The organism is Maribacter luteus, from assembly GCF_009674825.1.
Taxonomy (GTDB): Bacteria; Bacteroidota; Bacteroidia; order Flavobacteriales; family Flavobacteriaceae; genus Maribacter_A; species Maribacter_A luteus.
In genome coordinates this window covers 393,247-405,924 of sequence record NZ_WKJH01000024.1, presented here as the reverse complement: position 1 = coordinate 405,924, position 12,678 = coordinate 393,247, and the positions used below count along the sequence as shown (strand labels likewise).

12 protein-coding genes are annotated in these 12,678 nt (G+C 38.8%); 9 read left to right on the top strand and 3 right to left on the bottom strand.

The genetic code is table 11. The features are described 5' to 3' along the window. Positions 1-65: 65 nt before the first annotated feature. The 5 genes from rpmB to GJ691_RS15575 all read left to right on the top strand — a co-directional run bounded on the left by rpmB (position 66) and on the right by GJ691_RS15575 (position 2,631). Positions 66-302 (top strand): 50S ribosomal protein L28, encoded by a 237-nt coding sequence (gene rpmB, locus GJ691_RS15595; RefSeq protein ID WP_154368516.1) that lies wholly within the window; start codon positions 66-68, stop codon positions 300-302. 20 nt (positions 303-322) lie between these two features. Then, on the top strand, positions 323-505 hold the full coding sequence (rpmG, locus tag GJ691_RS15590; RefSeq protein WP_154368514.1) for a 50S ribosomal protein L33: 183 nt from the start codon (positions 323-325) through the stop codon (positions 503-505). A gap of 47 nt (positions 506-552) precedes the next feature. Next, positions 553-705, top strand: coding sequence for a DUF4295 domain-containing protein (locus GJ691_RS15585; protein ID WP_154368512.1), 153 nt, complete (start codon positions 553-555; stop codon positions 703-705). An 88-nt stretch (positions 706-793) separates the two neighbouring features. After that, entirely contained in the window at positions 794-1,750 is a 957-nt protein-coding gene (ftsY, locus tag GJ691_RS15580; RefSeq protein ID WP_154368510.1) for a signal recognition particle-docking protein FtsY, read from the top strand. Then, complete coding sequence (locus tag GJ691_RS15575) at positions 1,750-2,631, top strand: DUF2911 domain-containing protein (protein ID WP_154368508.1); 882 nt, start codon at positions 1,750-1,752, stop codon at positions 2,629-2,631. The genes ftsY and GJ691_RS15575 overlap by 1 nt, the downstream gene beginning before the upstream one ends. A 265-nt stretch (positions 2,632-2,896) precedes the next feature. Here GJ691_RS15575 and GJ691_RS19580 read toward each other — a convergent pair whose 3' ends face one another. Both GJ691_RS19580 and GJ691_RS15565 read right to left on the bottom strand, forming a co-directional pair. Further along, complete coding sequence (locus GJ691_RS19580; protein ID WP_179955140.1) at positions 2,897-3,037, bottom strand: hypothetical protein; 141 nt, start codon at positions 3,035-3,037, stop codon at positions 2,897-2,899. A 25-nt stretch (positions 3,038-3,062) separates the two neighbouring features. After that, a complete protein-coding gene (locus tag GJ691_RS15565) occupies positions 3,063-4,166 on the bottom strand; it encodes a serine hydrolase domain-containing protein (RefSeq protein ID WP_154368504.1) in 1,104 nt (367 codons plus the stop codon). A 124-nt stretch (positions 4,167-4,290) separates the two neighbouring features. On the opposite strand from GJ691_RS15565, the gene rimO reads away from it, so the two are divergent. Together rimO and GJ691_RS15555 are read left to right on the top strand one after the other, a co-directional pair. Next, on the top strand, positions 4,291-5,595 hold the full coding sequence (rimO, locus tag GJ691_RS15560) for a 30S ribosomal protein S12 methylthiotransferase RimO (RefSeq protein ID WP_154368502.1): 1,305 nt from the start codon (positions 4,291-4,293) through the stop codon (positions 5,593-5,595). Positions 5,596-5,710: 115 nt separating this feature from the next. After that, complete coding sequence (locus GJ691_RS15555) at positions 5,711-7,033, top strand: GntP family permease (protein WP_154368500.1); 1,323 nt, start codon at positions 5,711-5,713, stop codon at positions 7,031-7,033. Here the strand turns inward: GJ691_RS15555 and GJ691_RS15550 are convergent. Next, on the bottom strand, positions 7,030-9,483 hold the full coding sequence (locus tag GJ691_RS15550; RefSeq protein WP_154368498.1) for a M14 family metallopeptidase: 2,454 nt from the start codon (positions 9,481-9,483) through the stop codon (positions 7,030-7,032). The genes GJ691_RS15555 and GJ691_RS15550 overlap by 4 nt on opposite strands. Positions 9,484-9,652: 169 nt before the next feature. Here GJ691_RS15550 and bshC point away from each other — a divergent pair, with 169 nt between their 5' ends. Next, positions 9,653-11,257, top strand: coding sequence for a bacillithiol biosynthesis cysteine-adding enzyme BshC (gene bshC / locus GJ691_RS15545; protein WP_154368496.1), 1,605 nt, complete (start codon positions 9,653-9,655; stop codon positions 11,255-11,257). A gap of 4 nt (positions 11,258-11,261) precedes the next feature. Then, positions 11,262-12,659, top strand: a complete 1,398-nt coding sequence (locus GJ691_RS15540; protein ID WP_154368494.1) for an ArnT family glycosyltransferase — start codon at positions 11,262-11,264, stop codon at positions 12,657-12,659. The last annotated feature ends 19 nt before the right edge of the window (positions 12,660-12,678 follow it).

The following is a 12,678-nucleotide window of genomic DNA, read 5'->3' as shown; positions in this document are numbered from 1 at the left end:
AATTTTGTCCGTCACATAAAAATGATATAAATTTGCAGCCTGTTTAAAATGAAAAATTAAGCGCAATGTCAAAAGTATGTGAAATTACGGGAAAGAGAGCGATGTTCGGTAACAACGTATCGTTTTCCATCAATAAAACCAGAAGAAGATTTAATGTAAATCTTTCTAAAAAGCGCTTTTATATTCCAGAGGAAGATAAATGGGTAACGCTTAAGGTTTCTGCCAAAGCGTTGAAAACCATTAATAAGAAAGGCATTTCTGCTGTTTTAAAAGAGGCTAAAGCACAAGGGTTTGTAAAATAATCCTAAAAACATAGATTACAATGGCAAAAAAAGGAAATAGAGTTCAGGTTATTTTGGAATGTACAGAGCATAAAGAGTCTGGACAACCAGGAACTTCTAGGTATATTACCACGAAAAACAAAAAGAACACTCCTGAGAGGATGGAAATCAAAAAATTCAATCCTATCCTCAAGAGAATGACTGTTCATAAAGAAATTAAGTAATTAGGACATCATCGTTTCGATGAAAATGTCAAATAACGTATAAGGTCATGGCAAAGAAGACAGTAGCAAGTTTACAAACAAGTTCAAAAAGATTAACCAAGGCAATTAAAATGGTTAAGTCTCCAAAAAGTGGGGCATACGTATTCCAAGAGTCTGTTATGGCTCCTGAAGTTGTTAACGAATGGCTTGCAAAAAAATAACGAATTGTTTTATTCAATTTGTAAAGGCTCCTTTTGAAAGAAAGGAGCTTTTTTATTTTATATCTTTGGTGAAAATTGTTCAGGTATTATGAGTTTATTCAAAAAGATTTTTTCCTCACAAAAAAAAGAGTCCTTGGACAAAGGATTGGAAAAGACCAAAACCTCTTTTTTCTCTAAATTAAGTAAAGCCGTTGCCGGAAAAGCAAAAGTCGATGACGATGTTCTCGACAATCTTGAAGAGGTATTGGTTTCATCAGACGTGGGTGTCGACACTACATTGAAGATCATTGATCGTATCGAAGCACGGGTGGCCAAAGATAAATATATGGGTACCGATGAGTTGAATATGATTTTACGTGAGGAAATTGCAGGTTTACTATCTGAGACCCATGTTGGTGAGGAGACTGATTATAGTATTCCAAAAGATAAAAAGCCATATGTAATTATGGTGGTAGGTGTTAATGGTGTGGGCAAGACCACGACTATCGGAAAATTGGCCTATCAATTTAAAAAACAAGGACTCAAAGTGGTCCTTGGTGCTGCGGATACCTTTAGGGCAGCCGCAATAGATCAATTACAGGTTTGGGCAGATCGGGTAGATGTGCCGATAGTAAAACAAAAAATGGGAAGCGACCCTGCTTCTGTAGCTTTTGATACATTGAGTTCTGCTGTTACGCAAGATGCGGATGTTGTGATCATAGATACAGCCGGAAGATTGCACAACAAGGTAAATTTAATGAATGAGCTTACCAAGGTAAAGCGGGTAATGCAAAAAGTGGTCGAAGATACGCCCCATGACGTATTACTGGTATTGGATGGGTCTACGGGACAGAATGCCTTTGAACAGGCTAAACAGTTCACCAAGGCCACCGAGGTAACTTCCCTAGCGGTTACCAAATTGGACGGTACGGCCAAGGGTGGTGTGGTTATCGGAATATCCGATCAGTTTCAGATTCCTGTTAAATATATAGGAGTAGGGGAAGGTATCGAAGATCTTCAGGTATTCAATAAATTTGAGTTTGTAGATTCCTTTTTCAGCATTTAATGGCTAGAGGACTTCTCTTGATTGTTGCAGTTTTGATTTTTGGGGAATTATCCGCGCAGATAAATCATCCTAAAGCAAGTCCTTATGCATCAATAAGTCAAGATGTCGGACTTACGAATATACAGGTAGAATATTCAAGGCCCGCCGTTCGGGGTAGGAAAATATTCGGCGAATTGGTCCCATATGGTCGAATATGGCGCGTAGGTGCCAATGAATCAACCAAAATCACTTTTAGCAGTAATGTAATGGTGAACGATAGTGTCCTGGAAAAAGGGACATATGCACTTTATGCTTTCCCTGAAGCAAACAATTGGGAAGTCGTATTTCACAAAAACATAACCCATTGGGGTGATGGTAGGGATAATTATAATCCTGCTGAAGATGCACTACGCGTGCAGGTAAAGCCAAATTCTTCAAAGGAATTTCAGGAGAATTTTTTAATCAGTTTTGATAGTATTGACCATAATTCCTTGCAAATGACCTGGCATTGGGCCCATACCCAAATACGGATTCCCATTCAGGTAGATACCCATAGTTTTATGCAAGGGCAAATTGAAAGCGAATTGAAAGCCAATCCTTCAGCACAAACATATTATGAAGCTGCCCGGTATTACCAAGAACAGGGGATAAGGTATAAGGAGGCATTGGAGTATTTAGATAAAGCCATCGAAATAGGAGGTGATACATATTATTTCAATAGGGTTAAATCATTGGTGGAGGCGGCCATGGAAGATTATAGTTCTGCAATTTCCTCGGCCCAAAAATCATTGGAACTTGCTAATCTTCAGGGTAAGGATGAATTTGTTCGAATGAATGAAGACAATATTGCAAAATGGAAGGCCCGTTTGATCAAGAATCAGCCAAATTCGAAAAACAAATAATCATGGATAATTTATTTTTAAGTTTTTACGTACTCGAAGGGTTACAGAAAAAATCCATTGTTCATAAAAAACATATAGGTACCGCTATTTACAAATTGGTATCATGTTTCACGGTTTTCTTTTTTTATTTGGTCAATTTGTCCTTGTATTTATTTTACTCGCTTTTCAGTTTCAAAATGAGTTTTAGTCTTTGGCCTTACAGGTGGTATTTGATAATAGGGTTTCTGGTCATTGTATTGGGAATCAGTATGTATTTGAAAAAATATTATTTAACCAAATATCCCAATCCCATAAACCTTAAAAGTTTTGATAAAGCGACAATAAGGAAATTCAGGATAAATGTTGTTACGATTTCCTTATTGGTAATATTGCCTATATTGATTTTTGCGGTGTATCTCCTGTTCATTTAGCCCCTTTTTGAAGGGACAGATCTAGTTGATGACTGCATTTATTTTTTCCCATAAGGTATTGTCAAAACTAGACGGACCCAATTGCATTTCTCCTGCGCTTTCCCCGCATCTTACGATTACCAGGTCCTTGCTGGGAACAACATAGATTTTCTGGTCATTGGCTCCTAGGGCGGCAAACATGTCATCTGGCGCGTTGGGTACAAGAGGGCCTGAGTTACTGGTTGTAGATGTGGTGCCTACATAATTTTCTTTTCCATTTAGCCACCATAGATAACCGTAAGATTTATTAATGTCCTGTGAAGTGTTCGTCATCGCATCAAAATAGGATTTACTTACTATCGCTGTACTATCCCAAATTCCTTCGTTCAGCATAAGGAGTCCAAATCTAGCCATGCTACGGGTGTTACTGTTATAAATGTTCAGTCCTAAGCTACTTGTCCAATTACCTTCCATTCCGATTTTATCCGAGATTTTGGTTTTACAATATTCTTGAAATGAGACTCCGGTACTTTGCGATATCATATCTTGTAGAAGCATATAAGCTCCTTGGTGATAGGCCCAAATCGTACCAGCATCTGCTGTATATTCCAAACAGGTAGGCAGTTTACATACCCAAGGAACGTAGTCCCCTAAGTGTGGGGTAAGTCCCGTTGTCATCGTAAGATGATGCTTCACGGTTATCAAATCTTGCTTATCAATACTTAATTGGCTCCAGTTATCGCCCAAATAATCTGATGTTTTGTTGTTGATGTCCAATATTCCCTCGTCTTGGGCAATACCGACAAACGTTGCCGTTAAGCTTTTGGCGGCTGAATACCATGTCCATTCTGCATTTTGATCATGACCGTTAAAATACTTTTCAAAAACTATTCGGCCGTTTTTTAAAACAATGAACCCTTTGGTGTTGGTTTCTTCCAGATAGGCATTCAATGCATCCTCATTTTCTGTATTCCAATCTAATTGGGAAGATGTTACCGTTTCCCAAGTGATACCCTCTAATGGGGGAAAATACATTCCGATAGGTTCCTCTTCGATGATTTCAGTGTCGGTTTTATCCGAATCATTGCTACATCCCATGATCAGGGTGATGAAGATGGTGAGAAAAGTAAATGAAAGTTGTTTCATTGGTCTTATGATATTAGGTTTGATGACAAAATCCGTCTAAGGTTTAACGAAAAAAATCAAGAAATCGTCTTTAATCGTAATAGTTCCTATGTCAAGTTGTATTTTTGCAGCCCATTAAAAAGCTATGCGAACAAAATCACTTAAGAAGAACAAAATCAACGTGGTAACTTTAGGTTGCTCTAAAAACGTGTACGATTCCGAAATACTCATGGGGCAATTGAAGGCCAATGATAAAGAGGTCGTTCACGAAGAGGAAGGCAATGTGGTCGTTATAAATACCTGTGGTTTTATTGATAATGCCAAGGAAGAAAGTGTGAATACCATTTTGGATTATGTTCAAAAGAAAGAGGCTGGTGAAGTTGATAAGGTCTTTGTGACCGGTTGTTTAAGTGAACGTTATAAGCCAGATCTACAGAAAGAGATTCCTGATGTTGACGCCTATTTCGGTACTAGTGAATTGCCGAATTTGTTAAAGGCCCTTGGTGCGGATTACAAGCATGAGTTGATTGGTGAAAGGTTAACAACGACCCCAAAGAATTACGCTTATCTTAAAATTGCCGAAGGTTGTGACAGGCCATGTTCGTTTTGTGCCATTCCGTTAATGCGTGGAAAACACAAAAGTAAGCCCATTGAGGATTTGATCATTGAAGCGGGTAAATTGGCAGCCAAGGGTGTTAAAGAATTGATTCTGATTGCCCAGGACCTAACCTATTATGGGTTGGATATCTATAAAAAAAGAAATTTGGCCGAATTACTCCAAGAATTGGTAAAAATCGAAGGCATAGAATGGATTCGATTACATTATGCATTTCCTACCGGTTTTCCGATGGATGTGTTGGATGTCATGAACAAAGAGCCGAAGGTCTGCAATTATTTAGATATACCCCTGCAACATATCTCTGATAGTATTTTGAAGAGTATGCGTCGCGGTACCAATCAGGAAAAAACCACAAAGTTGATTGCTGATTTTAGGCAATATGTACCGAATATGGCCATTAGAACTACATTGATCGTTGGTTATCCAGGTGAAACGGAAGAAGATTTCCAAACATTGAAAAATTGGGTAAAGGCCATGCGTTTTGAACGTTTGGGTTGTTTTACCTATAGTCATGAGGAAAACACCCATGCTTATAACTTGGAGGATAACGTTCCTGAAGAAGTTAAGCAGGAGCGTGCCAATGAGATCATGGAAATACAATCGCAGATTTCTTGGGAGCTGAACCAAGAAAAAATAGGGAATACCTTCCCATGTATCATAGATCGAAAAGAAGGCAATTATTTTGTGGGCAGAACGGAATTCGATTCGCCCGATGTAGATAATGAAGTGCTTATCGATGCATCCAAATTTTATTTGAAGCAAGGGGAATTTGCAACTATAAAGATTATAGAAGCTGCTGATTTTGACCTTTACGGCGAGCCGGTTTCATAATTAAAGATTACGGAATATATAGGTTGGTCCTGTCTTAAATTGATAAGGATTTAGGGTAAAGGCAATATATTCCTTATTTTTAGGAATACATATAACCAAAGCCCGGCCGCATTCCATGTTGTATATCTTCGCCTTATTACTTTCCTTGGTATTTATTGTATTGGGAATCGTAAAATGGAAAATCCATCCATTTTTTGTGCTCCTTATTGCTGCCATATCATATGGTTTTATCACCGGAATGGAAATCCCCCAAATATTAAGTGCCATCAATGATGGTTTTGGGGGCTTAATGGGTAAAATAGGCTTGATCATATTTTTTGGTGTGGTCATAGGAACGGTTTTGGAAAAATCCGGGGGTGCTATGGTGATTGCCGTGAAGATGATTAAGGTCATTGGGGAAAAATCGATTCACTTGGCGATGTTGTTAACAGGTTATTTGGTATCAATTCCCGTTTTTGCCGATAGTGCATTTATTATGTTGAATTCCTTGAACAAAGCATTGTCCGACCAAGCAAAAACATCATATGCCGGAACCTCAGTTGCTTTGGGTCTGGGGCTTTTCGCGACCCATGTAATGGTGCCTCCGACTCCAGGACCTATTGCTGCAGCAGGAATTTTAAAGGCCGATTTGGGCAATGTTATTTTGTGGGGAATCATAGTAAGTTCTATTTCGCTTGTACCTAGCTATTTTTTTGCAACCAAGATGGCCTCTAAGACGAAAATCCCGATTGTATTGGAAGCTGTTAAAGAAAGAGATTACCGTCCTAAGCTTTGGGTATCGTTGTTGTCGATTCTGGTACCTATAGTTTTGATTATCTTGAAATCGGTCTTTGAATATCCGGGAACTCGTTTGGCAACGAATATATTTTATACTGCGATTTCTTTTCTGGGAACCCCTGTTATTGCCCTTTTGATTGGGGTAGGCCTTTCCTTGCTGTTGCCTAAAAAACTTGATGAAAAAGTATATGCAGCAAGTGGTTGGTTCGGGGATGCCGTAAAATCGGCCGCCCCAATACTTTTAATAACCGGCGCTGGCGGAATTTTTGGAAATATGTTACAAAGTTCGGGCATTGCCGAATTGATCACTGAAAATTTCTCCGATTTGAGTATCGGTATATTTTTACCCTTTTTGTTGGCCGCTTGTTTAAAAACCACCCAGGGTTCTTCCACGGTTGCTTTAATTACCACAGCTTCGATTATTGCTCCTATAATGCCCGCTTTAGGTTTGGAAAGTACAATGATGACAACCATGACTGTTTTGGCAATTGGGGCCGGTTCTTTGGTAGTGTCCCATGCCAATGACAGCTTCTTTTGGGTCTTTACACAATTGACCGGTATGGATGTTAAAGAAGGCAATAAAACATTGACCTTAGGAACATTGATTCTTGGGGTTTCGGCAATTTGTGTTATTTATTGTATCACTTTATTCGTGGATTAATTCACCATAAACAAGGCGTTCGCGAATAAAAGTTTTCCATTTTCCCAGAAGCCTCTGAACAAGGGGTCGTCTACCATATAAATGACTTGGCCCGATCCATGGGATTCAACCCCGAATATTAAAGTATTGGCTATTTTCTTTTGGGCTTCACTTCCTGCAAAACCCGCAACAGGTATATTTTGTCCGTCTTCAAGATAAACAACTGAACCTTTACTTAAATATTCATAAGCGTCCGATCCGTTTTTTAAAGTGAAGTAGGTATCCTTATATCCATAAGCCAGTGGATGGGTATTGTCGACTTTCGTTTTGAATATAGCTCCTGTAATATTGTTTTTAATGGATTCCCTTTGTGTTTCGTCAAATACCTCTAGGTTTAGTGTGGAATCTATAGGAACTGCCTTGGATTCGATGGCAAAACCATTTTCACCCAAAAGTCCTTTGATCGCACCGCCCATTGCAATCAGTTTCCCTCCATTGAGTACCCAATCATTCAGCTCTTCTTTAAAGGCGATATCCATAAAATCAATATAACCAGATCCACTTGGTAGAATTAAAATATCGTAAGACGAAAGGTCAATTCGATTAAGATAATCCGAATCTATGACGGTTAGAGGGTAGTTTAGTTGTTGTTCAAAGAAATACCAGATTTCACCGAATTTAAGGGTTGATGTTGGTTTTCCCGATAGCATGGCAATCTTGGGCTCTTTGATCATTTGTACGTGATTAGAACCGAAATCCTTACCTGAATCTACCAAGCCTGATGCAACAGGGTGTAGTGAAATTTCGTGTTTGTCGGAGATTTTCTTTAAGTTCTTTAAAAATGACTTAAGGTTTTGGTTATCACCTTTGGTTATGATCAAACTTCCTCTTGGGTAGGTTTTTCCTTCAATGGAAAATGGCTTGGTAGAATACCTTACTTTGATTTTGTTCTTTAATAGCCCAGCTAAAAATTTAGCATCTTTAAAGCTGTTCCATTCGGTCAAATAAGCATAAGCACTAGGAGGTAGGCTTGGTTTTGTAACTTTTTCCCTAACATATGGCTCTTTGGTTATCAAGTTTTGGGAAGCTATGGCATCTAAACCATATGCATAAGGTAAGGACCATGCGGTAATGTCATAAGTGACCGAATCGCTGAGTTTTGTCATAGGTTCAAAGAGAACTTTTACCAAGGTACTCTTTGGCTGGTCAATATTGATTACCAGATTGGTTTTCGATAATTTTATAGTTCCGGTTTTACCGGTACTGTATTTAAACCCTTTAAGGCTGGTTGGTTTAACCTGGCCATATGCTATTTCATGCATATCCAACAATTTCGTAAGTGCAAAAATGCGATCAGGGTCGCCGTCTAAAACATAGCTTTTGTAGGTGTAATTTTTGTTAGCATAAAACTTCTCGAACTCTTTGTTCAATTCTATTGCGTTTTTTGAAGCGACTTCAACCGTTGATAAGCCGGTGACCTTATGGTGTGCAATTCTATCTTTCAAGGTAAGGGTGTCGCCGATTCCGGTTACTATCCCTAATCCGGCCCTTCCGCTACCTCCTTGTTCATAAGTCATTCCTATACTTCCGGTGTACATAGGGTAGGTGTCCCCATAACTGGGATAAAGTAGATCAAAAACTTCCTTTGTAAAATAGAACCAGCCGTTGGTATCAAAATATTTTGCATGGTTTTTACCGATGGTGGCTTGGAATGCTCTCTGAAATGGTGTGATAACTTCATGATACGGTTCTGCGGCCGGAGCAAAATAGTACGGGCTATCAACGCCCTGTTCGTGAAAATCTACATGAACGTGGGGCAGCCATTCATTGTAAACTTTTATTCGATATTGGCTTTCAACTTGGGTAAGCCAGGCCCAATCCCTATTAAGGTCGAACATATAATGGTTGCTACGACCGCTCCACCAACCTTCATGGTGTTCCTTGCTATTGGGGTCAATATTGTTCGGGGTGTTTTTATACTGGTTGTACCAGTTTACATAACGATCCCGACCATCCGGATTAATACAAGGATCGATCAATACTACAGTGTTCTCAAGGTACTCTTTTTTTTGGGTCAATAAATCATATATGGTTTGCATAGAAGCCTCTGTACTTACGCTCTCATTACCATGCACATTATAGCTTAGCCAAACAATAGCTATGGGTGAATTACCTGCTTCGGTTGTGCTTTTAAGGTGTTCGGTTCGTATCGCTTCAATGTTCCTGATATTTGAAGGTGTGGAGACCGTAGCTATTAATAAAGGCCTGCGCTCATTGGTTTTGCCATATTCTTGAAGTAAAACCTGGTCTGGAGCATTCTTTGCCAGATATTGATAATAATCAACAACCTCGTGGTGCCGAGTGAAATGGGTGCCCAGTTCATATCCCAAAAACTCGGAAGGGGATTTTATATCTTGGGCTGATAAACTTAGGGTAAGGGCGGTAGTTAATAGAAGTAGAAGTCGCTTCATGTTCGGTATTAAGGTTTGTTCGGGTTTAATTTAATGATAAAAACGATACATAGGCCCAACATTCTATGATGTGCTTGCTTTTGTAGTTTAAGGGGCGAAGTAATTAACGTATTTTTAGGAACAAGAAAAAACAAGTGTTTTATCTTTACCTCTATTTTTTAATGTTTATATGGATATTGATTGTTTGCCCTTTAAGGATACGGGATATTTTTCCGATTTAATTTGTGATTACATTGAGGACAAGGAAGGTCTAAGGTCTTTTTTCAACCGCTATCCGAATGTTGGGAATTTCAAGGACCAATTAGAGGAAAAATCCAGAAACTATCCAGAGGAAAATCGAACCGTGCTTTTCGAAGCGCTTCAAAGGCAATATGAAGGGGTCGCGATTTCCCAGAAAACCAAGGATAATTTAATACAGTTAAAAGAGCCCATTACTTTTACGATTACGACCGGGCACCAATTGAATTTATTTTCCGGGCCACTTTATTTTCTGTATAAGATTATTTCTACCATTAATTTGACTATTGCACTAAAAAAGCAATATCCTAGGTTCAACTTTGTGCCGGTTTATTGGATGGCTACCGAGGACCATGATTTTGACGAGATCAATTACTTTAATTTCAGGAATAAAAAAATTCAATGGAACAGGGATGCTTCCGGACCTGTAGGGCGATTCAATACCAAAGGACTTGAGGGTATTTACGATACCTTCGCCAATGAATTGGGGGGTGGTACAAATGCGGAGGAGTTGAAAGATCTTTTCAAAAAGGCCTATCTGGGACATAGCACCCTTGCAGGGGCCACAAGATATCTTGCCAATGAACTTTTTGGTTCTCAGGGTCTTGTAATCGTTGATGGGGATGATAAGAGCTTAAAAAGGTTACTGGTCCCCTATGTTGAAAAGGACATTTTTGATAATATCTCCTTCCATAAGGTGATAGAGACTATTCCAAAATTGGAAAAGCTTTCAGATTCGTACCGTATTCAAGTCAATCCAAGGGAAATAAATTATTTTTATATAAAGGATGGTATTCGAGAGCGTATTGTTGCTGTAAAGGATGAATTCCATATAAAAAGTACTGATATTAAGTTCAGTAAGGAAGGGTTGTTACAAGAATTGGAAGCATATCCCGAAAGATTTTCGCCCAATGTAATTGCACGTCCGTTATACCAGGAAATCATTCTGCCGAACCTCTGTTATATTGGAGGAGGAGGGGAATTGGCCTATTGGTTGGAGTTAAAGGCTTCATTCGATGCCATGGGAGTTACCTTTCCCATTTTATTGCCCAGAAATTCAGCTATTGTCATAACTGAAAAACAACGGCAGAAATTGGATAAGATGAACTTATCGGTTGCCGACCTGTTTTTAAAACGAAACCATTTCATCAATAAGAAAATAAGGAAAATCTCAAATATAGATATTGATTTCTCTCCTCAGAAGAAATTTCTGAAGGATCAATTCAAGTCTATGTACGATATTGCCTCAAAAACCGACGCGTCTTTTTTAGGAGCGGTTAAAGCACAGGAAGTTAAGCAATTAAAGGGTTTGGATGTATTGGAAAATCGCTTGCTCAAAGCGCAAAAACGCAAACTTAAGGATCATGTAGAACGAATGACCCAACTTCAGGACGAATTGTTCCCGGGGCAATCGTTACAAGAACGTAACCTCAATTTTTCCGAATTGTATCTAGAATTTGGCCAAAGGTTGATACCCATGTTGTTCAAGGCACTGGACCCACTTAAATTGGAATTCGTGATACTAATCGCAGAATAGATTTATGGCCTTGGGAAAGAATTCAATAAATCGAATAGAAATACTTTCCTTTTTATCGTTTTTCGCCATTACCGGTATTACTTTTTTTAAATCCGCATTGGAGCTCGAAGATGCGGAACAGGCTTATTATTCACAATGGTTGCGGTGGGGCTATGATGATCAACCGCCCTTGTACACTTGGTTGCAATATGGTGTAAATCAAATATTCGGTAGTCATAAAATATCATTTTCACTACTTAGAGGGGTAATTTTCGCATGTATATTATTGTTGGTCTGGCAATTTGCTCGTAAGGTTATCAAAGACAGTAAAAAGAGCGAGTTGGTGGTGTTTGGGTTGGTTTTGATTCCTGTATTTATTGATTTTACTTTTAGAAGACTTTCCCATACTTCCTTGTTATGTGGAGCTGTGGTCGTATCTTATTTAGTCCTACAACAATTGGTGCATTACAAAACATGGAAAAATTATGCGCTTTTAGGTTTGGTGGTGGGTATCGGAATCTTATCCAAGTACAATTATGTGCTTTTTTTGGCAGCACTTGGGGCAACATTGTTTTTTGATGAGTCCCTACGAAAAGTGGTAAGCAACAAAAAGATGGTTTTGGCCTTTCTCATTGTTTTGGCGCTTACATTACCTCATTTTTATTGGCTTTTAGGACCTTGGGGTTATGCGTCCGAGCTGGGGGAAAGTGTGAGTATAAAAACACAGAATGAAAGTGGTGAAGGCATATTCATAATAGGTCCGTTGTTTTCCTTACTTTTGAATTTGTTAAGATTGATAGCCCCTTTAATGGCGGTTTTTATTTTGACATTTTCTTTGAAAAAGATTCGATTCAGAAGACCCGAACTAGACTGGTTGGCTAAAATGGCCCTTACCCAATTGGCTGTTTTAGTACTCTTTTTTGTTGTTTTAAACGTGCAAAAGGTAGAAGAAAGATGGTTGTTGCCATTGGTGTTGCCGTTTATGGTATTGCTTATGCGTTCGGTAGAATTTAAATCGGTCATTAAATGGTCTTCTTATGGATTCGTCCTTTTTCTTATTGTGATCGGTTTCCAAGTATTGCGGACACCGGTAGAAAAGGTAATGGGGATTCCGTCTTCGGTACATTTTGGTTTTGAGCCCTTGAATGATGTACTCGAAAAGAAGTACGATGATAGAATATGGATGCTGCCAGATGTCACCTACGCAGGAAATGTCAAATTACTCAACCCCGAGAAGGAAGTCTTTGCCAAAGATGATTTTTCTTTGCCCATATCAAAGCTTTTGAATGTAGAAGGGGTAGAAGTGATGTTAAAAAGGGATGTAACGGGTAATGAAAAGGTGCTCGACAGTATCCTGAATTTTGGAAAAGAAAGGGATACCTTGTTTATTGTAAAGTTTGATGGGAACTTGTATACTCCCTGAATAAGTTGATTTAAAACTA

Bases quoted from the DNA above. Each gene is read 5' to 3' on its own strand.
- rimO (WP_154368502.1), top strand. From the start codon at position 4,291: ATGCGAACAAAATCACTTAAGAAGAACAAAATCAACGTGGTAACTTTA.
- GJ691_RS15585 (WP_154368512.1), top strand. From the start codon at position 553: ATGGCAAAGAAGACAGTAGCAAGTTTACAAACAAGTTCAAAAAGATTA.
- bshC (WP_154368496.1), top strand. From the start codon at position 9,653: ATGGATATTGATTGTTTGCCCTTTAAGGATACGGGATATTTTTCCGAT.
- GJ691_RS19580 (WP_179955140.1), bottom strand. From the start codon at position 3,037: ATGAACAGGAGATACACCGCAAAAATCAATATAGGCAATATTACCAAT.
- rpmB (WP_154368516.1), top strand. From the start codon at position 66: ATGTCAAAAGTATGTGAAATTACGGGAAAGAGAGCGATGTTCGGTAAC.
- GJ691_RS15565 (WP_154368504.1), bottom strand. From the start codon at position 4,166: ATGAAACAACTTTCATTTACTTTTCTCACCATCTTCATCACCCTGATC.
- GJ691_RS15550 (WP_154368498.1), bottom strand. From the start codon at position 9,483: ATGAAGCGACTTCTACTTCTATTAACTACCGCCCTTACCCTAAGTTTA.
- ftsY (WP_154368510.1), top strand. From the start codon at position 794: ATGAGTTTATTCAAAAAGATTTTTTCCTCACAAAAAAAAGAGTCCTTG.
- GJ691_RS15575 (WP_154368508.1), top strand. From the start codon at position 1,750: ATGGCTAGAGGACTTCTCTTGATTGTTGCAGTTTTGATTTTTGGGGAA.
- GJ691_RS15555 (WP_154368500.1), top strand. From the start codon at position 5,711: ATGTTGTATATCTTCGCCTTATTACTTTCCTTGGTATTTATTGTATTG.
- rpmG (WP_154368514.1), top strand. From the start codon at position 323: ATGGCAAAAAAAGGAAATAGAGTTCAGGTTATTTTGGAATGTACAGAG.
- GJ691_RS15540 (WP_154368494.1), top strand. From the start codon at position 11,262: ATGGCCTTGGGAAAGAATTCAATAAATCGAATAGAAATACTTTCCTTT.